This is a genomic window from Paraburkholderia sp. AV2, assembly GCF_054968425.1.
The window spans coordinates 13257-34776 of sequence record NZ_JBANLK010000050.1; the positions used below are offsets into that span (position 1 = coordinate 13257).

General features: G+C 65.5%; 19 protein-coding genes and 1 riboswitch. Of the genes, 12 read left to right on the forward strand and 7 right to left on the reverse strand.

Going from position 1 to position 21520, the window contains the following annotated elements; all coding sequences use genetic code 11:
* The first annotated feature begins 23 nt into the window (after positions 1-23).
* The 6 genes from tssE to V8683_RS25870 are packed head-to-tail and all read left to right on the forward strand — an operon-like array spanning position 24 to position 8623.
* Entirely contained in the window at positions 24-518 is a 495-nt protein-coding gene (gene tssE, locus V8683_RS25845) for a type VI secretion system baseplate subunit TssE (RefSeq protein ID WP_411192890.1), read from the forward strand.
* Positions 502-2289, forward strand: a complete 1788-nt coding sequence (tssF, locus tag V8683_RS25850) for a type VI secretion system baseplate subunit TssF (RefSeq protein ID WP_411192889.1) — start codon at positions 502-504, stop codon at positions 2287-2289. Before tssE ends, tssF begins: the two co-directional genes overlap by 17 nt.
* Positions 2253-3407, forward strand: a complete 1155-nt coding sequence (gene tssG / locus V8683_RS25855; protein ID WP_411192888.1) for a type VI secretion system baseplate subunit TssG — start codon at positions 2253-2255, stop codon at positions 3405-3407. The genes tssF and tssG overlap by 37 nt, the downstream gene beginning before the upstream one ends.
* Positions 3404-6031: a type VI secretion system ATPase TssH gene (gene tssH / locus V8683_RS25860; RefSeq protein WP_411192887.1), complete on the forward strand. Its 2628-nt coding sequence runs from the start codon at positions 3404-3406 to the stop codon at positions 6029-6031. Before tssG ends, tssH begins: the two co-directional genes overlap by 4 nt.
* 28 nt (positions 6032-6059) lie before the next feature.
* Positions 6060-8048 (forward strand): type VI secretion system Vgr family protein, encoded by a 1989-nt coding sequence (locus V8683_RS25865; protein ID WP_411192886.1) that lies wholly within the window; start codon positions 6060-6062, stop codon positions 8046-8048.
* Positions 8049-8062: 14 nt separating this feature from the next.
* Complete coding sequence (locus tag V8683_RS25870; protein ID WP_411192885.1) at positions 8063-8623, forward strand: toxin-antitoxin system YwqK family antitoxin; 561 nt, start codon at positions 8063-8065, stop codon at positions 8621-8623.
* Positions 8624-8668: 45 nt separating this feature from the next.
* Here V8683_RS25870 and V8683_RS25875 read toward each other — a convergent pair whose 3' ends face one another.
* Positions 8669-9064 carry a DUF4280 domain-containing protein gene (locus tag V8683_RS25875; protein WP_411192884.1) on the reverse strand — a complete coding sequence of 132 codons (396 nt, stop codon included), beginning with the start codon at positions 9062-9064 and terminating at the stop codon, positions 8669-8671.
* A gap of 75 nt (positions 9065-9139) precedes the next feature.
* Positions 9140-9222: riboswitch (cyclic di-GMP riboswitch) on the forward strand.
* Positions 9223-9282: 60 nt separating this feature from the next.
* On the opposite strand from V8683_RS25875, the gene V8683_RS25880 reads away from it, so the two are divergent.
* Together V8683_RS25880 and V8683_RS25885 are read left to right on the forward strand one after the other, a co-directional pair.
* Positions 9283-10131: a spherulation-specific family 4 protein gene (locus V8683_RS25880; RefSeq protein WP_411192883.1), complete on the forward strand. Its 849-nt coding sequence runs from the start codon at positions 9283-9285 to the stop codon at positions 10129-10131.
* Between the two features lie 342 nt (positions 10132-10473).
* Entirely contained in the window at positions 10474-11670 is a 1197-nt protein-coding gene (locus V8683_RS25885) for a porin (protein WP_411192882.1), read from the forward strand.
* Positions 11671-11844: 174 nt separating this feature from the next.
* Here the strand turns inward: V8683_RS25885 and V8683_RS25890 are convergent, their stop codons facing one another.
* Positions 11845-13083, reverse strand: coding sequence for a Bd3614 family nucleic acid deaminase (locus V8683_RS25890; RefSeq protein ID WP_411192881.1), 1239 nt, complete (start codon positions 13081-13083; stop codon positions 11845-11847).
* Positions 13084-13251: 168 nt separating this feature from the next.
* Entirely contained in the window at positions 13252-13587 is a 336-nt protein-coding gene (locus V8683_RS25895; protein WP_411192880.1) for a GNAT family N-acetyltransferase, read from the reverse strand.
* A 161-nt stretch (positions 13588-13748) separates the two neighbouring features.
* Between V8683_RS25895 and V8683_RS25900 the strand changes: the two genes are divergently transcribed.
* Positions 13749-14489, forward strand: a complete 741-nt coding sequence (locus V8683_RS25900) for an SET domain-containing protein-lysine N-methyltransferase (RefSeq protein ID WP_411192879.1) — start codon at positions 13749-13751, stop codon at positions 14487-14489.
* Positions 14490-14636: 147 nt separating this feature from the next.
* Here the strand turns inward: V8683_RS25900 and argG are convergent, their stop codons facing one another.
* Positions 14637-15971, reverse strand: a complete 1335-nt coding sequence (gene argG / locus V8683_RS25905) for an argininosuccinate synthase (protein ID WP_411192878.1) — start codon at positions 15969-15971, stop codon at positions 14637-14639.
* Positions 15972-16134: 163 nt separating this feature from the next.
* Between argG and V8683_RS25910 the strand changes: the two genes are divergently transcribed.
* Positions 16135-16728, forward strand: coding sequence for a helix-turn-helix domain-containing protein (locus V8683_RS25910; protein WP_411192877.1), 594 nt, complete (start codon positions 16135-16137; stop codon positions 16726-16728).
* Positions 16725-17264: a GNAT family N-acetyltransferase gene (locus V8683_RS25915; protein WP_411192876.1), complete on the forward strand. Its 540-nt coding sequence runs from the start codon at positions 16725-16727 to the stop codon at positions 17262-17264. The genes V8683_RS25910 and V8683_RS25915 overlap by 4 nt, the downstream gene beginning before the upstream one ends.
* Positions 17265-17303: 39 nt before the next feature.
* Here the strand turns inward: V8683_RS25915 and V8683_RS25920 are convergent, their stop codons facing one another.
* From V8683_RS25920 to V8683_RS25930, 3 genes are all read right to left on the reverse strand, one after another.
* Positions 17304-18416, reverse strand: a complete 1113-nt coding sequence (locus tag V8683_RS25920; protein ID WP_411192875.1) for a GGDEF domain-containing protein — start codon at positions 18414-18416, stop codon at positions 17304-17306.
* Positions 18417-18509: 93 nt separating this feature from the next.
* Complete coding sequence (locus V8683_RS25925) at positions 18510-19325, reverse strand: DUF2182 domain-containing protein (protein ID WP_411192874.1); 816 nt, start codon at positions 19323-19325, stop codon at positions 18510-18512.
* Positions 19326-19333: 8 nt separating this feature from the next.
* Positions 19334-20101 carry a DUF899 domain-containing protein gene (locus tag V8683_RS25930; RefSeq protein ID WP_411192873.1) on the reverse strand — a complete coding sequence of 256 codons (768 nt, stop codon included), beginning with the start codon at positions 20099-20101 and terminating at the stop codon, positions 19334-19336.
* A gap of 180 nt (positions 20102-20281) precedes the next feature.
* On the opposite strand from V8683_RS25930, the gene V8683_RS25935 reads away from it, so the two are divergent.
* Positions 20282-21514 carry a helix-turn-helix domain-containing protein gene (locus tag V8683_RS25935; protein ID WP_411192872.1) on the forward strand — a complete coding sequence of 411 codons (1233 nt, stop codon included), beginning with the start codon at positions 20282-20284 and terminating at the stop codon, positions 21512-21514.
* The last annotated feature ends 6 nt before the right edge of the window (positions 21515-21520 follow it).

Genomic DNA, 21520 nt, shown 5'->3' on the forward strand with positions numbered 1-21520 from the left:
AACTGAGGCAGCGCACACCGCCCATGCCGAACGACCGTCCTGTCGTACTGATCGCGCCCATGCCGCTCTTCGAGCGGCTCGCCGACGACGCCCCTTTCGAGCTCGAAGAGCGCGGCAACGAACTCGCCGCGCGCATGCTCGACGCGGCGGGCTTGCGCGCGTCCGTCCGCGCAGAATTGCTGCGCCTCCTGAACACGCGCCGCGGCACGCCGCGCGTGCCGCGTGCGCCGGAAGTGCTGCTTTACGGTCTGCCCGACTGGAGCGCACAGAGCGCGGCGCGTGCGGAGGACCGGGCCGTGATCGAGCGCGAGGTGGCCGAAGTCGTCCGCGCATTCGAGCCGCGCCTGCAAGGGCCGCGCGTGAAAATCGAACCCGACGAAGGCGCGCCCTGGCGCCTGTGCCTGCGCATCATGGGCACGCTGCGCGGCAACGACGGCGTCGAGCATCCCGTCACCTACATCGCCGGTCTGGATGGCGAAACGCAGTCGATCGGGATCGTCGATGAACGACTCGCTTGACCCGGAACTGCTCGACTACTATCAGCGCGAGCTGACCTGGCTGCGCCGCGCGAGCGAGAGCTTCGCCGAGCGCTACCCGAAGATCGCGCGCCGGCTGGAACTCGGCTCCGGCGAGAGCGCCGACCCGCACGTCGAACGCCTGATAGAAAGTTTCGCCGTACTGACGGCTCGCATCCAGCGCACGCTCGACGACGAATACGCCACGCTCACCGACGGCCTGCTCGAGCAGTTCTACCCGTACGCTTCACGCCCGGTGCCGTCCATGACGATCGTGCAGTTCGAGCCGGACCCGACGCAAGGCAGCATTGCCGCGGGCTATCGCGTGCCGCGCGGCACGCCGCTCCTGCACGTGGATGCGAGCGGCACGACGATCCACTGGCGCACGAGCGCCGAGGTCACGCTCTGGCCGCTCGCCTTCGACGCAGTCCGGCTGCTGGACGCGGAAGAAGCCCAGGCCCTCACGGGCAATGCGTCGTTACAGTCGGCATTGCGCCTCACATTGCGCGGCATCGGCCCGCATGCGCTGGGCGCCCTGCCGATCGAACGCCTGCGCGTGCGGCTCGCGGGATCGCCCGTCACGGTCGCGGCGCTCTACGATCTGCTGGGCGCCCATAGCACCGCCGTGTGGCTACAAACGGAAGACGGCGCTTTGCATCGCCAGAGCGGCCTGCCCGCGCCGGTGGGCTTCGACGAGGAAGAGGCGCTCCTGCCGCTCGAAGACGGTGCCCATCCGGCCTGTCGCCTGCTGGTCGAATACTTCGCATTCCCGGAGAAATTCGCTTTCTTCGACCTGCCGTTCAAGCCGCCGCCGGAAGCGGGCGAAGCGATCCACCTCGTCGTCGGCTTCGCGGCGGGTCCGCGCGGCCGCTTCACGTTACATCCCCGCGATTTCGCTCTCGGCTGCGCACCTGCGCTCAACCTCTTTGCACGCACGTCGGAGCCGTTACGGCCGGATGGCACGGCGCGCGAAATGCGCGTGAGCCCCGATTCGCACCGCGAATCGTGCACCGAGATCTACGCAGTACGTAACGTGCGCATGGTAGCGGGCCGCACCGTGACCGACGTGCCGCCCTGGTACGGCGCGCGCCACGGCGTGGCTTCGGACGTCTACTGGCACACCCGGCGCGTGAGCGGGCTGCACCCGTCGCGGCCGGGCAGCGACGTGATGCTCACGTTCGTGGACACGCGGTTCGATCCCGCCGTGCCCGCCATGCGCACGCTCACCGCCGACCTGCTGTGCACCAACCGGCATCTCGCGCACCGGCTCGCGCCCGACGCCGCGCTCTCGTTCGAGGTGCCCGGCCCGGTGGCCAGCGTGCGGCTCGCGCATCGCCCCACGCGCCAGATCGTCGCCACGCTCGACGGCAGCTCGCGCTGGCGCCTCGTGTCCCAGCTCGTGCTGAACCACGTCTCGCTGGTCGAAGGCCCGGATGCCGTGCCGACGCTGCGCGAAATGCTCGTGCTGCACAATCTCGGCGACCATGCCCCGGCGCAACGCCAGATCGCCGGTATCACCCGGATTTCGAGCGAGCGCGTCGTGGCGCACGTCGGGTCCGATAGCTGGCGCGGCTGGCGCAGCGGCCTGGGCGTGCGGCTCGAACTCGACGAAGCCGGCTTTGTCGGCACGAGCCCGGTGCTCTTCTCCGGCGTGCTCGCGCATTTCTTTTCGCTCTACGCGAGCGTCAACCGTTTCGTGCAGACCTCGCTCGTATGCGACGGTCGGGAGATCCACACATGGCGGCCGATGACGGGCAGCCCGCTCGTACTCTGACCGAGCGGCTGTTCGAAGAGCCGCACGCGTTCGAGTTCGCGCAGGCCGTGCGACTCCTCGAACTGCTGAGGCCGAACGCGCAACCGCCGGGCACTGGGCTCGACCCGCGGCAGGAAGCCCTTGCGCTGAGTGGCACGCTCTCACCCGCGTTTCCCGCCAGCGCGCTCGGGCCGCTGCGGCGCGGTTTGCCGCGCTCGCTCGCGCTCGAGCCCGACGCGGGTGCTGGCGCGGGCCCTGAAACTCGCGGTGAATCTGCCGCAAAGCGAGCCGGACAGCCCCAGCTCCAGGTCAATTCGTTCGCGCTGGGCGGGCCCGACGGCCCGCTGCCCGGCGCCTGGCAGGAATGGCTGCAGGATCGTCTGCGCCGCAAGGACAGCGCCGCAACGGCGTTCCTCGATATCTTCCAGAACCGGCTGCTCGCGCTTCTCTATCACACGCAGCGCAAATATCGCAGCGCCGAGCCGCTGCCTGCCACGCTCACGCGGTCTGCCGATGTCGTTCTGCGGGCCGTCACGGGGCTCGTCTGGGCCTCGCCGCCCAAGGTGGACAAGCCCGCCGTTTTTGGCGACTCGCCCGACCTGCGTGCGCTGCTCGCGCGCGCAGGCCTCTTCGCGAACCGTCGTCGCTCGCTCGCCGGCTTCGACGTGATGGCGCTGCACCACTTCCGCGTGCCGGTGCGCTCCACGCCGTTCGCGGGCGGCTGGCAGACGCTGCCCGCCGCGAGCCGCACGGCAATCGGCACCGGGGGCCGCAACCGGCGCATCGGGGTGGACGCGGTGGCCGGCACGCGCATCTGGGACGAGCACCGCGGCATCCGGGTACGCCTCGGTCCGCTGAACCGTGAGCAATACGAAGCATTTCTGCCGGGAGCGCATGCTTACGCCGCGCTGCATGCCCTGGCCGCCGCCTGGTTCGGCGCGGAATTGCAGGTGCATCTCGAACTGCAGGTCCCGGCGGGCGAACTTCAACGCGCGATCCTGTCGCGCCATGCCCCGTTGCGGCTAGGCTGGACCGCCTGGAGCGGCGCCGCCCAAACGGCGCCGGCGCGCCTCACGCGTCTTGCGCCGCGCGACGCCACTCCGCCGGATACGGCATTCGCTGCCGCACCCGCGCCGTGACACTCGATCTCAAGTCCCTCGTCGCGCGTCTCGAGCGCGAGCCGCGCGAGGCGCTGGAACGCGCGGCGCAGCAGTGCCTGCGCGAATCGCATTTCGTGGTCGAAGTCGAGCACTGGTTACTCGCACTCGTCGAAACCGAGGGCGGAGACTTCGCGTGCGTCCTGCCCCACTTCGGCGTGGAACGCACGGTCGTTTCCGCCGAGATCCGGACCGCCCTGGCGCGCTTCAAGCGCGGCAACCCGGGCATGCCGTCGTTTTCGCCCGAGCTGCTCGTGTGGCTCCAGGACGCGCTCGTGCAATCCACCGTGGTGCTCCAGCAACCGCGCGTGCGCGCCGCGACGCTGCTCATCGCGCTCCTTGAAAACGACGCCCTGCGCGCGCGGGCAGCCCACTGCGCACCTGCGCTAACGCGCGTGGCGAGCGCCGCGCTGCGCGCCAACTTTGCGGTCTGGCTCGCCCCCATCGAGGCGCTTTCCCCTGCCGCGCCACCCGTCGCCGCGGACGAAGGGGCCGCGCTCAGCGAGCTGGGATCCGACCTGGCCGCCCCCGAGCCGACGCCGGCCATGCTCGACCAGTACACGCTCGACCTGACCGCCGAAGCACGAGCCGGGCGCATCGACCCGATCGTGGGCCGCAACGCCGAAATCCGCCAGACGGTGGACATCCTGCTGCGGCGCCGGCAGAACAATCCACTTCTCGTCGGGGCGCCCGGCGTGGGCAAGACGGCCGTGGTCGAAGGCCTCGCGCTGCGGATCGCCGCGGGCGACGTGCCGCCGCCGCTTGCGGACGTTTCCCTGCGCATGCTCGACCTCGCGCTGCTGCAGGCGGGCGCGGGACTGAAGGGCGAATTCGAGCGGCGTCTGCGCGCGGTGATCGACGAAGCGCGGCGCTCGCCGAGTCCTGTCGTGCTCTTTATCGACGAAGCGCACACGATGATCGGCGCGGGCGGCGCCGAAGGCGGCAGCGACGCGGCGAACCTGCTCAAGCCCGCTCTTGCACGGGGCGAACTGCGCACGATCGCGGCGACGACCTGGCTCGAATACAAGAAGTACTTCGAACGCGATCCGGCGCTCGCGCGGCGCTTCCAGCTCGTGCAGATCGAAGCGCCCGACGAGCCCACGGCCATCGCGATGCTACGCGCGCTCGCGCCAAGGTTCGAGGCTCATCACAGCGTAACGATCCTCGACGCCGCGATCGTCGATGCCGTGAAGCTCTCGCATCGCTACATCTCCGCACGCCAGTTGCCCGACAAGGCAATTGCCGTGCTCGACACGGCGTGCGCCCGCGTCGCGCTCGCCCAGCACGATACCCCGCCGCAGCTCGAAGCGGCGCGACACCGCCAGCGCGCGCTCGACGACGAATTGCTGCGCCTGCGCACGGAAATGCTGATGGGCGGCAATCACGCCCTGCGGCTCGCCACGCTCGAAAGCGAGCACGCCCGCAACGCCGCGCTCGTTCAGGAACTCGAAGCGCGCTGGCGCGACGAGGCGGCCACCGTGCGGGAAATTCTGGCGCTGCGCAGGCGCATTGCCGCACTCGACACCCAACCGCGCGACGAGACTGCGGCCAGGCTCACCGCAGCCTCAGCCGCCGGGAACGACGCGGCCGAAACCGCCGCCGACCCGCGCGAAGATCTCGCCGCCGAACTGGCGCGCCTCGAAAGCGGTCTCGAAGCCATCCGCGAAGACGACCCGATGGTGCCCGTCTGTGTCGATTCCAAGTCCATCGCGGCCGTGATTGCAAGCTGGACCGGCATTCCCGTCGGCAAGATGCTCGCGGACGAAGTGCATGCCGTGCGCACGCTCAAGGGCCGTCTTGCCCAGCGCATCGTCGGGCAGGACGCCGCGCTCGAACGCATTGCGAAGCGCATCCAGGCCTGGCGCGCGGGGCTCGCCGACCCCTTGCGTCCCGTGGGCGTCTTTCTGCTCGTCGGGCCCACCGGCGTCGGCAAGACCGAGACGGCCTACGCGCTCGCCGACGCGCTATACGGAGGCGAGCGCAATCTCATCGTGATCGATCTCGCGGCCTACCAGGAAGCGCACGCCGTCTCGCAGTTGCGCGGCGCGCCGCCGGGCTACGTGGGCTACGCGAGCGGCGGCACGCTCACCGAGGCCGTGCGCCGGCGTCCCTATAGCGTCGTGCTGCTCGACGAAATCGAAAAGGCCCACGCCGACGTACTGGAAGCGTTCTACAACGTGTTCGACAAGGGCGTGATGGAGGACGGCACCGGGCTCGTGGTGGACTTTCGCAACACCGTGATCCTCGCGACCAGCAACGTGGGCGCGGAACTGCTGCTCAATACGCCCGCGGCGGCGCTCGCTTCGGATGCGTTTGCGCGTCGACTTCACGAAGCGCTGCAACAGGTCTTTCGCCCGGCCTTTCTCGCGCGCATGACGGCCGTGCCCTACGCGGCGCTCGACGACACCGTGCTGCGCGCCATCATCGAGAAGAAACTCGAAGAACTGCGTGCGCGCTATCGCGACGCCACGGGCAAGCAGTTCGCGTTCGACGAAGGCATCATCGACGCCGTGCTCGCGCGCTGCCGCGCCGCCGGGGCACGGGAGATCGACAACGTGCTCATGAACGAACTGGTCGGCACGCTCGCCCAGTGGGCACTCGAATAACCCTTGATCGCGCCCCTCCAACTCCGCGATGAACCGTCCCGTTTCCGCCGATACCAACGCACGCATGAGCCTGACCGGCTCCGCCTTCAGTTCGATTTTTCCCAATCGTCTCGAAGCCCGCGAGGCGCTGGACACGCCCGCCATACTGAGTCTGCATGTGCAAGGCGGCTTGCCGGCCGTCGCGCCCGCCACGATGACGGGCAACCACACCACCCTCTCGCTCGCGTGGGGCGACGCGCCCCGTCTCATCGACGCGGTCTGCACGCGCGCCGCCATGCTGCCCTCGACCGTCGACGCAAGCCACTTCGCGCTGGAGCTGCGCTCGTGGCCCTGGCTGCTCACGCTCTCGTACAACAACCGCATCTTCCAGGGCAAGACGGCCCAGCAGATCATCGAAGCCGTGTTCGCCGGACACGGGATGACCGATTACTCGTTTTCGCTGACCGGCACGGCCGCAGTGCGCGAATGGTGCGTGCAGTATGCGGAATCCGATTTCGCGTTCGTCAGCCGCCTGTGCGAAGAGGAAGGCTGGTTCTACTTCTTCCGCCACGCGGCAGGCAGCCATACGCTCGTGATCGCCGACAGCAACGACGCCTTCGCGACGCTGCCCGGCAATGCTACGTTATCCTATACGACTGGCACCAGCGCGGCGCGCGAGATGGCGCAGATTTTCTACTGCGAGATCGTGGAAGACACCGCCGCAGGCCTGTTCGCACATAGCGACTACGCGTGGCAAACACCGTCCGCCCAGTTGTACTCGCAGGCCCAAGCCGCGTCGAACGGCTACACGGTTTACGAATATCCGGGCCGCTACACCACCAGTGACAGCGCATCCACGCTCGCGAAACAGCGGGTGGACGCCTTGCGCACGCCGACGCGCCAGCTCGTTGGCGAAAGCGACTGCCGTGCGCTCACGCCGGGCTACCGTTTCACGCTCGCGGATCACGAAGACGACAGCGCGAACGTCGAATGGGTTGTACGCAGCGTGGTGCACGAGGCCGATCACAATCGCTATCGCAATCGCTTCGAGGCGTTTCCGGCCACGACGACATGGCGCCCCGCACGTATCACGCCTCGCCCGGTCATGCCCACGCAAACGGCAACGGTGGTCGGCAAGAGCGGCGAGGAACTGTGGACCGACCAGTACGGCCGCGTGAAAGTCCAGTTCCACTGGGATCGCGACGGCAAGAACGACGAACAGAGTTCGTGCTGGATACGGGTTGCGCAGCCGTGGGCCAGCAAGCGGTTCGGGATGCAGTTCATGCCGCGCGTGGGCGACGAAGTCGTGGTGAGCTTCGTCGACGCCGATCCCGACCGTCCGCTGATTACCGGCAGCGTCTACAACGGTGCCAACCTGCCGCCTTATACGCTGCCCGACAACCAGACGCAGTCCGGCATCAAATCGAACACGTCCAAGGGCGGCGGCGGTTTCAACGAGTTGCGCTTCGAAGACAAGCAGGATAGCGAAGAAGTCTTTCTGCAGGCCCAGAAGGACCTGAACGCGAACGTGCTGAACGACGCCGCGTGGACGATCGGCCACGACGAAACGAGCACGATCAAGAACGCGCGCACGCATACGGTGAAGGAAGGCGACGACACATTGACGGTCGAACAGGGTAATCGCAGCGTGACCGTGAAAACCGGCGACGAGACCGTCGACATCAAGGGTGCGCGCACCGTGAAAGCCGGCGGCAACGAAACACGCACGGTGGGGGGCGACCTCGCGCAAACCGTCACGGGCAACATGACGCTCACGGTGGACGGCAATCTCACCATCAAGGTGAGCGGCACGCTCACGCTGCAGAGCGGCGGCAACCTGAGCGCGAAGAGCGACGGATCGATCACCCATCAGGCCGCGATGTCGCTGACGAATCAGGCCGGAACGTCGCTCACGAACAAGTCGGACGGCACGCTCTCGAACGAGGGGCAAAGCGTGACGAACAAGGGTGCCGTCGAGCAGACCGTGGACGGCGGCGGCATGCTGACCGTCAAGGGCGGCATCGTGAAGATCAACTGACTGGGGCACGCCTCATGGCTACGCAATCTGTTCGCAACGTGACGATCGAGCGCGGCGACTCGCGCATCGACGGTACGACGCTCGATGGCGAATTGCACGGCTCGGCGCGCGTGCTGGCCGGCGGCGTGCCGGTCGCGCTGCTGAGCTACGCGCATGGGGTCCTGCACGGCCCGGCGACAATGATGAACCCGGACGGCAAACCATCTGCACAACTGAACTACGAGAACGGCAAGTTGCACGGCAAGGCGGTGTATTACCAGCCGGACGGCTCGATACAGCGCGAGGCCAACTACGCGAACGGCCTGCTGCACGGCGAATGCAAAACGCGGCTGCCCGACGGCACGGTGCTGGAGCAGGCAACTTATCGCCAGGGCAAGCTGCAAGGTGTTCTACGGCGGTTCCATCCCAACGGCCGTCTTGCGGAACGCCAGGCGTACAACGCGGGCAAGCCCGTCGAACCCGCGTGGCGCTATGCAAGCGACGGGCGGCCGCTCGACGCGAACGGCAAGCCCGTCGCGCGCTGGAAACACTGGTGGCAAGGCTTGTCGGGCAAACCGATGGAAGCCGAAGCATGAGCCGAAGATCGCTCCAGCGCATGCCCCGGCGAATCGGAATCAGGATCAGGGAACGAGCGTGCTGACCTGCCCCGGCTGCGTAACCTTGATGACGCCACCCCAGATGCACATCAGCGTGCCTTGCGCATCGAGCGCGGGCATCGAGCCGACCAGCACCGTGGCGCCCCCGCCGGGTAGCCAGGGTGCAGGCGTGGCCGGCACGCACGGCATCGGCGTGAAGACGCCGAGCGCGGCCGCCGTGGCCGCGATGACCGTCGGGTTGGCCGCGCTTTGGCACAACGCGAACGGCGTGATGTTGACGATCGGGATCGAATCGGCAATCGTCGCGGCCGGCACGCCGCCAACCAGCGTGCGATTGACTGGCAATACGTTCAGCACCGCGGGCGCGCCGCCGAACGAACATTGCAGCGTGGCACCCGCGCAGACCTGTGGGCTCGACATGATTCATCTCCTTTCGCGGCACGACGATGAACGACTATAGCGAAGTCGACTCAAGATTATCCACTCGCGACCGTTATCAGCAGTTGGCAACCCCGGAGCGATCCGGCTACGCAAAGCTACAGGGACTCCAGGCATTTCGGAGTCAGCCAGTTACCCGCACGGTTTCCGATTCCCGGCGGGCCAATCAACCCGGGCTCCGAGCCCGTTGAAAGGCAAACATGAAAAAAACCCGCATCGGTACGACAACGGAGTCGGCTGTCCTGGCCGCGTTTACCCGCCTCAATCGCTGCGCCCGAATCTTCGGCACCGCGTTCCTCTTGACCGGTTCGCTGGCAATGAGCGGACCGGCCCACGCACAAACGGCGAAGAAACTCGAACTCGTCGTGCCTGCCTACTTCGATGCGCAAAGCGATCCGGCGGACTGGAATGCGCTGGCGACTTCCGCCGCAAGCGCACCCACCACGGCCATCCTCAATCCGGACAATGGTCCCGGCAAGAAAGCCGATTCGGCTTATTTTGCGGCTATCGCGAAGGTGCACGCGGCGGGCGGCAAGGTGATCGGCTATGTCTCGACGAAATACGGCAAGCGTGCGCTCGCGGCTGTCGTGCAGGACATCAATCTTTATACGCAGATGTACCAGATTGATGGATTCTTCATCGACGAGATGACCACCGACAGCAAAACGGCCGACCTCCAGTTCTATCAGTCGATCTACAACTACATCAAGGGACTTTCGGCGAACTACCAGGTAACCGGCAATCCGGGCACCAACGTTCCCGAGATTTACGCAAGCCTGCCGGTGGCCGACCAGCTCGTCGTATTCGAAGACAACGCCAAGGCCTATACGAAGTTCAAGGCGTCCGCATGGCAATCGAACTATCCGGTCAGCCGCTTCGTGCACATGGTCTACAACGTACCGGCGGCTTCGCTCGCCGGCGTCGTGCAGTTTGCCGCGGAGAATGGCGCTGGCGGCATCTACGTAACCTCGTTGACGCTGCCGAATCCATACAAAAAGCTTCCATCGCACTGGGCAACCGAAACCTCGGACGCCGCCGCGGGCCGATAAACGCCGCATCATCCAGATCCTGACATTGCCGAATATTTAAAAACCCGGCGCTCCTCGTGGGTATCGGCTGTCGGAAATTCACAACACGAAAAAGCAGGGTTTCCCCTGAAATATCGAGGCTCCGCGGCGCATGAGCCGACTAGTGCGTCCATCGGAGCCCCGAATTGAAGGGACAGTGCGCTCACTGCATGAATTTTTGTCATTTTTATGACGCACTTGCATATAGAAATCTCAATGACATTTTTGCAATGTTCACGCTATAGCATCACATCGAAACCTTACACTTCATCCCGCAGGAAATTTGCAGGTGAATTTGCAGGACAAACCGTAAGGGGTTAAGTGATGAAGAGTCGATATATTGCCGCCGCCGCGGCAATGCTGGTGACCGGTGTGGCGCACGCTCAAAGCAGCGTTACGCTTTTTGGCGTGCTGGATACCGGTATCGTGTACCAAAACAACGCACGCAAATCGGCGTCGAGCGCAAGCTCGGCGGGCGCGAGCCTCTGGTCGATGCAAAGCGGCAACGTCTATACGTCGCGCTGGGGTCTGCGTGGTACGGAAGATCTCGGCGGCGGTCTGAGTGCAGTCTTCTGGCTGGAAAGCGGTATCAACGTCGATACGGGCGCGCTCAAGAACGGCGGCGACCTGTTCGGCCGTCAGGCATGGGTTGGTCTTCGCTCGAGCCAGTACGGTACGCTGACGCTTGGCCGTCAATACGACTTCATGGTCGACTACGTCGCGCCGCTTAGCGCGACCGGTTCGGGATTTGGCGGCAACCTTGCATCGCATGTGTACGACAACGACAACCTGAACAACGACATGCGGCTGAACAACTCCGTGAAGTTCAGCAGCGTGTCGTACGACGGTTTCAAGGCCGGTGCGATGTATGCCTTCTCGGGCGCAGCAGGCCAGTTTGCGAATAACAGCGCATACAGCCTGGGCGCCGGCTATTCGTATGGCCCGTTCAATGTGGCGGCCGCGTACGTGCAGCTCAATCGTACGGCGCAGCCCGCGTCGGCCAATGCGACTGGCGCTGTGAGCACCGGCGACGGCGACGCGCTGACCACCGGCGGCGACCAGCAGATTTATGGCGTCGGCGCGCAGTACAAGCTCGGCGATTCGTCGATTGGCGTTCTGTGGACGCATTCGGTTACCTACAACGTGACCGGCGTCTGGCAAGGCGGCAGCACCTCCACGGGCGCACTGGGTGGCGAGTACGTCAAGTTCGACAACTTCGAAATCAACGGCCGTTACTTCCTCCGTCCGGACCTGGCGCTGGGCGCTGCGTACACGTACACGACCGGTGGCTTTGGCGGCGCGTCGAAGGGCTACGCGTCGGCTTCGCCGCACTGGAACCAGGTGATGGCTCAGGTCGACTACCTGCTTTCGAAGCGTACCGACATCTATCTCGAGGGTGTCTACCAGAAGGTTAGCGGCGGCAACAACAATGGCGCATTCGACGCCAGCATCTACAGCCTCGACCCGGCCTCCGGCGATGAACAGGTCGTCGTGGGTGTTGGCCTGAAGCACCGCTTCTGATCCAAAGAGTGCGAGCAGCGCTGCCCCGGCTTCTGGCCGGGGCGGTCGTCGGCGGTGCTGTTTCGGCTGCTGCACAGGCTGCCCGCACTTTTCTCGTTTACTGTGACGGACTATCGCCGCATGAATGTGCGTGGCGTATGCCGGGCTCTTGCCCGCTGCGCGTCTATATCTTCCTCAGCTTGACTGCGCCTCCAGCCCCTTCAGGTAATAGCCATACAGCGTCCTGGCAAACGGGCTGATTGCACACAGCAAATCCATTGCCTGGATCCACAAATCGACTTCCCACCGGCTCGGCGGAATATTTGCGCCGATCTTGAAGAACTCTTCGAGCGCATCGCCCATCAGGCCCCGCGCGGCTTCGGTCGCAAGGCTGCCGGTGGTGGATAGTCCCCCCTGGATGCCCAGGAGCGCAGGCCCGGTGGTTTCGCCCGGACGCATGACGTTGCTGCAGTTGTTCACGCGTCGATCCAGCGCACTGTTGGTGATGTTGCGGTCGTCCTGGCCGTAAATAACGGTGCAGTCCGGCGCGGCACTCACAATGGTGCCGGCGCACATATAGCAAGGTTTCAGGGTGGTATAGATGCGCGTGCCAACAGGCAGTGGTCCGCCGTTGGTGCGCTGGTGGGTCAGGATCGCCATCGTTTCGCCGTGCAAACTAGCCCCGACAGCGGTCAAGTTGAGCCCCCAGCCGAAGATCTTGCCAGTACCATCAATCATGACGCAGCCGATATTGTGGCCGCCAAACTCCTCGGCCTGCGTGTTGTGGCCGTCGTGCCTGATGGCACCCTCGGACCAGGACACCCGCACAATGGCATACGCCAGCGCCATCAAGATTGCGTCGCTCAGCGGGGTTGGCCGATAGTCCGGCGGCGTACCGGTAAAATCAGGCACCTCGACCACCGTGGGCGGTGTGTATTCACGCACCAACTGGCCGCGCATATCCTGAACCTCGGTCGAGACCATGGGCGGATGCAGCAATTTGCCATCCAGCCGATTAATGCGCAGCCAGCTATTGGCCATTACCACGCGGTTACTCGCGCTGGCGGTTACCCAAGGGCGAGCGTCTTCTGAATACGCCACTACGCCGGCCGCCCACACGAACGAAGCGACGGTGGCTTTGTAGATTTGCGAATCGGTTGCCCAGAACAGTCCGCCGGCCACCGAATTCATCTGGAACATGCCCTGATCCAGTTCGCCCGGCACATAACTCAGGCAGATCAAACCAGTGCGCCCGTAATTGCCATTGCGCAGCAAATTCACCAGCGCCGTGCGGATCTGGTAGCGGTCTGTTGCGGTACTGATCCCGCCTGCTTTCACGCCGGTGGTTTCGATATAGACGGCGACTGGCCTGCCGGTCAGCTCGGCGAGGGAATACGCGAAGTACAGTCCTTTTTCATGCAAAGACAGAGACATGGCGGCTCCACGATAATGTTATGCGAACATCGTAACGAGACCTCTCTCGAAGGTGGACCTTCCGATGCTGACTAGATCGAAGCGCCTCGCCACACTAACCGTTTTGATCGGGACTGGTCGACTACTGCCGCATTCTCCGGTAGCAACTCGGCACGGTCCGGCACCTCTCTATTGCGCATCAGGACGGCAATCTCCGCTCGTCGCTTCCAACTTTACGCATTCGACCGTCTTAAACCAACATTCTGCGGCAGAAATTAAAGCACGACCGATACCGTCTCCCCGGTAATGCTCGTCGACGACCATGCTGGTTATGCGCTCCAGATAACCGGCTGCATGGAACAGCGAAAGCACATGTAAGCTGATGCTACCGACGAATTTACCATCGATTGTGACTATTAATACCTTATCTGTAGGACTAGAAATCAATAATTCCGCATTTTTGAGGATCAGTGCGGGCGTCGTCTCGTACCCGAGACGATGCAACGCAAGCGGCCGTTTGACCACCTCCCTCAGTGATTAGGTGTGTAAAGTTAGCCTTGATCTGACAGCAGATATCAGAACATCGCCCTCTGTTCGACCAACAGCAGATACTTCGCCTATACTGATTTTTCTGACTCGCCAGCTAATTTAGCAAAATAATTGCTGCAAAGATGGAGAATCCGCTTATGGCAACATCCGCAGTTCGCTTTGCTGTCACGTCTTGGGGCAAGGAGTACCAGCTCACCGCCACCGAGCCGATTAAAGAAGGCGAGGTGATCGTATCCGAAACACCATTAGTCGCTGTTCTCGATGCCACCCCCAGGTACTCCACTCCCACTTGGGATCTGGTAGATAAAATCCTGTTGAAAACCGATCTGACGCAACGCTATTGCGCCTTGTGTCTGAAGGTAACCAAATATCTCATGGATCCAGAAGATAACCGGATCGAGCGAAATTTGGCGAAGAAGCATAGGCGCACCCGGGATTTCGTAAAAAAGCTCTACTTTGGCGTTGCCACTAACAACATTGGATATGTGGATGCCCGTCGCGAAATCATCGGCCATGGCATCTATCCCGTTATAAGTCGAGCTAACCATTCCTGCAGGCCAAACGCCACTTATGAACCGGGCAGTATCGAGAAAAAGGAGGTTACGCTTGTGGCGCTTCACGATGTCCAGGCGGGAGATGCCATCACCTGGAGCTATCCTCAGTCACCTGATTTTGATGACGCCGACTACGCAACGCGCAACTTTGCCTTGATGGATGTTTTTCGCTTCGTCTGTAGTTGTGCTCGATGTCAGGCAGAAATTCCATCAGAGCTTGCGATGCTACCTAATCTTCCCCGGTACTTTGATGATTGGATCATGCGCTTTACACGAGCAGAGGTGGAGAAAGAAATCAAACCTCCAGGAGGAGAGGCTTGGTGATGCAGTTGGCGGAAATTTTGCAAGCCGGTGAATCTGCGTCCCCCGCACACCTGCGAAGAACCCTAAAAAAACGGGCTGCAACGACTCCCTGAGTCGCCGCAGCCCGCTCATGCACCTGCAACTTCGCCGCGCAATTAACGGCGCTAGTTACTTCGTCTCTTCCTTCAGTTGCGGCAACGCCGAAGCCTCGCCCGGCGTAAGCAGCCCAACCTGCGAATAAACGCGCAGCTTGTCGCGCGTATCCGTGATGTCGAGATTGCGCATCGTCAGTTGTCCGATGCGGTCGCGCGGCGAGAACGTCGAAGCCACCTTCTCCATCGAGAGGCGTTCCGGCTTGTACGTGAGGTTCTCCGACTTCGTGCTGAGGATCGAGTAGTCGTTGCCGCGGCGCAGCTCGACGGTCACTTCGCCCGTGATCGCGCGCGCCACCCAGCGCTGGGCCGTTTCGCGCAGCATGATGGCCTGCGGATCGAACCAGCGGCCCTGGTACAGCAGGCGGCCCAGGCGGCGGCCGTTCTCGCGGTACTGCTCGATCGTGTCTTCGTTATGGATGCCGGTGACGAGCCGCTCATAAGCGATGTAAAGCAGCGCCAGGCCCGGGGCTTCGTAGATGCCGCGGCTCTTCGCTTCGATGATGCGGTTCTCGATCTGGTCGCTCATGCCCAGACCGTGGCGGCCGCCGATGCGGTTCGCTTCGAGCAGCAGTTCGACCGCGTTCGGGAAGGTCTTGCCGTTCAGCGCAACGGGCTGGCCCTCTTCGAAGCGGATCGTGACTTCTTCCTTGTCGATCTTCACGTCGTCGCGCCAGAAGGCCACGCCCATGATCGGGTTGACGATCTTGATGCCCGACTCGAGGCTCTCCAGGTCCTTCGCCTCGTGCGTCGCGCCCAGCAGGTTCGAATCGGTCGAGTAGGCCTTCTCCGCTGACATCTTGTACGCGAAGCCCGCCTGGCGCATGAACTCCGACATTTCCGCGCGGCCGCCCAGTTCGTCGATGAAGAGCTGGTCGAGCCACGGCTTGTAGATCTTCAGGTCCGGATTGACGAGCAGGCCGTAGCGGTAGAAGCGCTCGATGTCGTTGCCCTTGTAGGTGCTGCCGTCGCCCCAGATGTTGACGCCGTCTTCCTTCATCGCGGCGACGAGCATCGTGCCCGTCACGGCGCGGCCGATCGGCGTGGTGTTGAAGTACGTGACGCCGGCCGTCGTGATGTGGAACGCGCCGCTTTGCAGCGCGGCAATGCCTTCCGCCACCAGTTGCGCGCGGCAGTCGATCAGGCGGGCGCCCTCGGCGCCGTATTCCGTGGCGCGGCGCGGGATCGAATCGTAGTCGTCCTCGTCCGGCTGGCCGAGGTTCGCCGTGTAGGCGTAAGGCACGGCGCCCTTCTTGCGCATCCAGTGCAAAGCGGCGCTGGTGTCGAGGCCACCTGAAAACGCAATGCCAACTTTTTGACCCACCGGAAGACTTTCGAGAATCGTGCTCATGGACAGAACCGTGTAATGGACGTGGAGAAAAGGACGCGGAAAACCGTCAGTTTACTCGATGGCGCGAGGCATGCCGCTGCTGGAAATCCGCTATGGCGCGATTTGACCCGCCCCCGCAACTCGTCTATTTTACTGGAAAACGGCATCCACTATTCTGGACAGCATGGACATCCACGCCACGATCGCCCGCCGCATCCACGAGATCCGCGACGCCAAAGGCTGGTCGCTGGAAGCGCTCGCCGAGCGCAGCCAGGTGAGCCGGTCGAACATTTCGCTGATCGAGCGCGGCGAAAGCAGCCCCACGGCCGTCGTGCTCGAAAAGCTCGCCACCGCGCTCGGCGTCTCGCTGGCCTCGCTGTTCGAGTCGCCCCAGGGTGACAGCGCCGGTGCGCCCTCGCCGCTCAGCGCCGCGAGCGAGCAGGCCATCTGGACCGACCCCGAATCGGGCTATGTGCGGCGTAACCTCTCGCCGGCCGCGTGGTCGCCCATCCAGCTCGTCGAGGTCCGCTTCCCGCCCGGGCAGCGCGTGGCCTACGACACGAGCCTGCGCGATCCCGACATTTACCAGCAGATCTGGATTGTCGAAGGCACGATGGAGATGAGCGTCGGCGAGCGCCAGTGGCGCCTCGAAGCAGGCGACTGTCTGGCGATGAAGCTCGATCGCCCCATCGTCTACCGCAACCCCACGCGCAAAAGCGCCCGTTATCTCGTCGCGCTGTGCCGGCTCGACGACGTGCCTGCCAGGAGCAGCCGATGAGCGACACTTTCGCCAGCCTTTCGATCCGGCGTCTCGCTGCGGAAGACGCGCTCGCCCGAGCGCCCCAACTCGCCGAGGTGCTGATCGACTGCGTGGAGGGCGGCGCTTCCGTGAGCTTCATGTTGCCGATCTCGCGAGACACGGCGCTCGACTTCTGGCGCGGCGTCGCGCAGGGTGTGGCGCGAGGCGAGCGCATTCTGCTCGTGGCCGAGGACGGAGAGGGCCGGATCGCAGGCACCGTGCAGCTCGTGACCGCCCAGCCCGAAAACCAGCCGCACCGCGCGGACGTCGCCAAGATGCTCGTGAGCCGCCGCGCGCGGCGCCAGGGTGTCGCGCAGCGCCTCATGGCCGTCGTCGACGAAGCCGCGCGCGAGGCCGGCAAGACGGTACTGGTGCTGGATACCGTGACGGGCGGCGACGCCGAACGGCTCTACCAGCGCACCGGCTGGCAGCGCGTGGGCGTGGTGCCGAACTATGCGCTGATGCCCGACGGCACCTTCTGCTCGACGACTTATTTCCACAAGCAACTCGCGTAGCCGGCCCGCGGGCCCGGCGGCGCGCGCTTCAAACCTGCGTCAAACCGGACTGCCCGCCGCGGCGGTCTGCCAGTCCACGCGGTTGCGTCCCGCGCGCTTGGCCCGGTACATCGCCTGGTCGGCGGCGTCGATGAGCGCGCGCGCCGCGTCGCCGGCGGGCGGCCCGTCCGGCGCCATCATTCGCGCCGCCACGCCGACCGAAACGGTCAGCCTGAGCGGCTCGCCCGTGTCGTCGAGTACCGCGAGCCCCTCGACCGCCGCGCGCACGCGTTCCGCGACCACGCAGGCCTGCTGCGCATCGCCCTGCACGAGCGCGACGAATTCCTCGCCACCGTAGCGCGCCACCGTTTCGCCAAGCCGTACCGCACGCCGGATGCAGGCGCCGACGGCCACGAGCGCGCGGTCGCCCACGCCGTGCCCGTAGGTGTCGTTGATGGGCTTGAACGCGTCGATGTCGATGAAGAGGCACGCCACGGACGCTGCGACCCGCGCCGCACGCTGCACTTCCTCGTGCAGCCGGGCGTCGAAATAGCGGCGGTTCGGCAGGCCCGTGAGCGGGTCGGTCACGCCCTCCTGCCTCAGGCGCTGCCGGTGCGCGACGTTCACGAGCCCCGCGCTCACGAAGATCGCGAAGCGCTGCAGCAGGTCCGTCGCCATGCCAGGCACGAAACGGCCCGGATCGGCGCTGCCCATGCACAGATAGCCGCACACGCCCTCGCCGCCCTCGATCGCGAGAATAGCGACGCTTTGCGGCTCGTCCTCGGGATCGAAGAACGCCGCGCGCAGCGGCGCCGCGAGTCCGGCGGGACGCCCCAGCCAGGGCGCGCGCCGCCCCCGCGGCGGCCACGGCAGGTCTTCGCCTAACTCGTTCGCGCGGCCGCCGCGCAAGGAGCGCGCGTCGGGCGTATGGCCCGGTTCGGCATCGAGCAGCTCGCCGACGTGCGGCGCGCATGCGTCGAGCCAGAGCGTCACAAGCGAGAGCTCGAACGCCCGCGCGAGATCGGAGACGAGCGCGTCCAGAAAGGACGCGAAATCGTCGGCGCTGATCAGGCGGACCTCGATCTGCTGGAAACGCTGGAGTGCCCGCTCGTTCTGCTGAACGGTGTCGATCAGGGTGCGCAGGCGCGTGGACAGGGTGTTCGACTGGCTCACAAGTCGCTCTACAGGCTTCGATACCTCGTATAACGACCGCTATGCGCCATGGTTTAGGCTTTTCTGCGCTCCACGCTAAACAAGCCGCGTCTTTCAGCCGGGGCCGCCCCAAAACCGCGCAATCATCACAAACCCCGCCGCCACGATCAACAAGCCAGTCAATCGCGCCACGCGTTCGCCGTCGCGCGCGAAGCGCTCGGCGAAAATGGCCGCCGCGGCACACGCCATGGCGTGCAGATCCATGACGCCCACGGCGAGCAGCATGAGCGTGAACCCCGCGCAGCAGCCGCTGCAATGCAGCCCCAACCGCACGCCGTGACCCAACGCGGCGCGCGCGCCCGATCGCGCCGCCGGGCCACATGAGGTCGCGGCCCGGCAACAGGCCAGATAGCGCATTTTCGTCGCGGAAGTCTGAAACCACCCCGCCATCAGCAGCGCCACGCCGCTGCCCCACGGCACGGCGCGAGCCAGCGCGGGCATGCGCAGCGCGAGGTCGGCGAGTGCCGTGCCAACCGGATAGAGCGCCACGCCCATGCCGATCCACACGGCGAAGTAGCCCGCACCCGCCAGCACTGTCCACTCCGCACACAACACGTCCCCGCGCCCCGCTGCCGCCGCGTGCGAGCGCCGCAACGCCGGCGCCAGCACGGGCAGCATCATCGCCACGGTCATGGCCGTCCACATGCCGACGAAGGCCGCCGCCGCGCCGGTCCACGTCTGCCCACACATGCGCGCCCAGGCCATCGACATCGTCCAGCCGCCCGCCATCGGCACGCCGCCCTTCGAGGCCATCGAAATGCAGATCGCAATCGTCGCAGCCGTGGCGGCGCTGAAAACGAGTGCGGCCACGCCGGTCCACACGCGCCCGGCGAGGCGCCCTGGCATGGCGGTGACGAGCATGGCGCGCATGATCCGCCTCAGCGCGTGGCGTACTCGTCGTGACGGCGCCACCACACGCCCGTCTCGTTGCGGCCGAGCGGCGCGCGATCGAGCCACTGGTACATGCCCCAGATCGCATCCACGCCGCGCGCGTAGGTCGAATACGTGTGATAAACGGCACCGTCCTCCATCGCAAATGCGCTCATGCCGGGCCGGTCGCGCGCATAGGTTCGGGCGTCGGTGCCGCACACGGTCGCGAACTGCACGACGGGTGCGGGAGCGGGCACCGCGTCCATCGCATGGTGCCCGCGCATGTAGTTGTATTCGACGGTACCGTCACACTGCTGCGCCTCCGTGAACGACACGTTGAAGTCGTAGTTGAAATCGGCCTCGAACGAAGACGCCCACGGAAAGCGCCAGCCCATGCGCTGCCGGTAAGCCAGCAGCTTCGCGAGCGGCGCGCGCGAAACGGCCATCAGCGTGACGTCGTGATGCGCGAGGTGGACCGCGACGCCGTTGAAGCTGTCCGCGATCGACGAGCACGACGGGCAGCCCGCCGCGTAATCGGGGCCGAACATGAAGTGATAAACGAGCAGTTGCGAGCGCCCCTGGAACAGGTCAGCGAGCGTCGCGCGGCCGTTTTCCGTGTCGAAGGCGTAAGTCTTGTCGATGCGCACCCACGGCAGGGCCTGGCGCCGCCGGGCGACCTCGTCGCTCTGGCGCGTCAGTGCCTTTTCGGCAGCGAGTAGTTCGAGACGCTCGGCGAGCCAGGCTTCGCGCGTTCCGGTCGTGTGCTTCGTGTCCATGTTTCGCTCCTTTCGGTGGGTTGTCCGGGTGGTTGTCCGGGTGGTTGTCCGGGTGGTTGTCCGGGTGGTTGTCCGGTGGTCGAGCGGCCGGCTCGCACCGTGCGAAAGCGGCCACCACACGTGTGCTAGATTAGGTCCGGGCTTGCTCGCGGCGGGAGTGACAAATGTGGCGGGATTCCGATGGACTCGATGCTCGCAGACGCGGCGCGCGCCCTCGCGGCCGGTGATCCGCTCGGCGCACTGAACCGCGTTGCGCTGCGCGACGATGCGCCCGCGCTCGCCATGCGCGGCATCGCCATGGCGCAGATCGGCGACTTCGAACGCGCGAGTGCGCTCGTGCGCGCCGCGGCGCGGGCCTTCGGCTCCGGTGCGCCGGTCGAGCGCGCGCGCTGCGTGGTTGCCGAGGCCGAGATCGCGCTCGCGGCGCGCGATCTGCGCTGGCCGCAAGCTGCGCTCGAAACCGCGCGCGCCACGCTCGAAGCGCACGGCGACGCCGCCAACGCCGCCCATGCGCGCCTGCTCGAAATACGTCGCCTGCTGCTGGTCGGCCGTCTCGACGACGCCGAAGACCGGCTCGCGGCCCTCTCCCCGGCCCTTCACGACAACCGGCTGCCGCCCGCGCTTACCGCCATCCTCGAACTCGTGACCGCGGGCATCGCCATGCGGCGGCTCCTCGCGAAACCCGCTCGCGCGGCGCTGACCCGCGCGGCGCACGCGGTTCGCGCCGCCGCCATTCCCGCACTCGCCGCCGAGGTGGCCACCGCCGCCGCAATGCTCGATGCACCCGCGGCCCGCCTCGTCTCGCGCGGCATTGAACGCCCGCTCGCGCTCGACGATATCGAAGCGCTGCTCATGTCGAAGGCCTTCATCGTGGACGCCTGCCGCTACGCCGTGCGCGAGAGCGGAACCGTGGTGACGCTCGCGCGCCGGCCGGTGCTGCTCACGCTCGCACGCGCGCTGGCCGAGGCGTGGCCCGCCGATGTGCCGCGCGAGGCGCTCATCGCGCATGCCTTCCGCACGAAGCACCCCGACGACTCGCACCGCGCGCGCCTGCGCGTCGAGATGGGAAGGCTGCGCGCGATGCTGCGCCCGCTCGCCGCCGTGCAGGCCACGCAGCAGGGTTTTGCGCTGACGCCGCACGCCGCGCGCGAAGTGGTCGTGCTGGCGCGCACGATCGAAGAGCCCTATGCGGCCATCCTTGCGCTGCTCGCCGACGGACAGGCATGGTCGAGTTCGTCGCTTGCGCTGGCGCTTGGCGCGAGCCAGCGCACGATCCAGCGCGGGCTCGACTCGCTCGCGGCCAGCGGCAAGGCCACGCCGCTCGGACGCGCACGCGCGCGGCGCTGGACCATGCCGCCCGCGCCCGGATTCGCGACACCTTTGTTGCTCCCTTCTCCGCTACCGACCGATTAGGATGAC

What these genes read in the sequence shown, in the direction of transcription:
- tssE (WP_411192890.1), top strand. Translation starts at nt 24, where the DNA reads ATGCCGAACGACCGTCCTGTCGTACTGATCGCGCCCATGCCGCTCTTC.
- tssF (WP_411192889.1), top strand. Translation starts at nt 502, where the DNA reads ATGAACGACTCGCTTGACCCGGAACTGCTCGACTACTATCAGCGCGAG.
- tssG (WP_411192888.1), top strand. Translation starts at nt 2,253, where the DNA reads ATGGCGGCCGATGACGGGCAGCCCGCTCGTACTCTGACCGAGCGGCTG.
- V8683_RS25865 (WP_411192886.1), top strand. Translation starts at nt 6,060, where the DNA reads ATGAACCGTCCCGTTTCCGCCGATACCAACGCACGCATGAGCCTGACC.
- V8683_RS25870 (WP_411192885.1), top strand. Translation starts at nt 8,063, where the DNA reads ATGGCTACGCAATCTGTTCGCAACGTGACGATCGAGCGCGGCGACTCG.
- V8683_RS25875 (WP_411192884.1), bottom strand. Translation starts at nt 9,064, where the DNA reads ATGTCGAGCCCACAGGTCTGCGCGGGTGCCACGCTGCAATGTTCGTTC.
- V8683_RS25880 (WP_411192883.1), top strand. Translation starts at nt 9,283, where the DNA reads ATGAAAAAAACCCGCATCGGTACGACAACGGAGTCGGCTGTCCTGGCC.
- V8683_RS25885 (WP_411192882.1), top strand. Translation starts at nt 10,474, where the DNA reads ATGAAGAGTCGATATATTGCCGCCGCCGCGGCAATGCTGGTGACCGGT.
- V8683_RS25890 (WP_411192881.1), bottom strand. Translation starts at nt 13,083, where the DNA reads ATGTCTCTGTCTTTGCATGAAAAAGGACTGTACTTCGCGTATTCCCTC.
- V8683_RS25900 (WP_411192879.1), top strand. Translation starts at nt 13,749, where the DNA reads ATGGCAACATCCGCAGTTCGCTTTGCTGTCACGTCTTGGGGCAAGGAG.
- argG (WP_411192878.1), bottom strand. Translation starts at nt 15,971, where the DNA reads ATGAGCACGATTCTCGAAAGTCTTCCGGTGGGTCAAAAAGTTGGCATT.
- V8683_RS25910 (WP_411192877.1), top strand. Translation starts at nt 16,135, where the DNA reads ATGGACATCCACGCCACGATCGCCCGCCGCATCCACGAGATCCGCGAC.
- V8683_RS25915 (WP_411192876.1), top strand. Translation starts at nt 16,725, where the DNA reads ATGAGCGACACTTTCGCCAGCCTTTCGATCCGGCGTCTCGCTGCGGAA.
- V8683_RS25925 (WP_411192874.1), bottom strand. Translation starts at nt 19,325, where the DNA reads ATGCGCGCCATGCTCGTCACCGCCATGCCAGGGCGCCTCGCCGGGCGC.
- V8683_RS25930 (WP_411192873.1), bottom strand. Translation starts at nt 20,101, where the DNA reads ATGGACACGAAGCACACGACCGGAACGCGCGAAGCCTGGCTCGCCGAG.
- V8683_RS25935 (WP_411192872.1), top strand. Translation starts at nt 20,282, where the DNA reads ATGGACTCGATGCTCGCAGACGCGGCGCGCGCCCTCGCGGCCGGTGAT.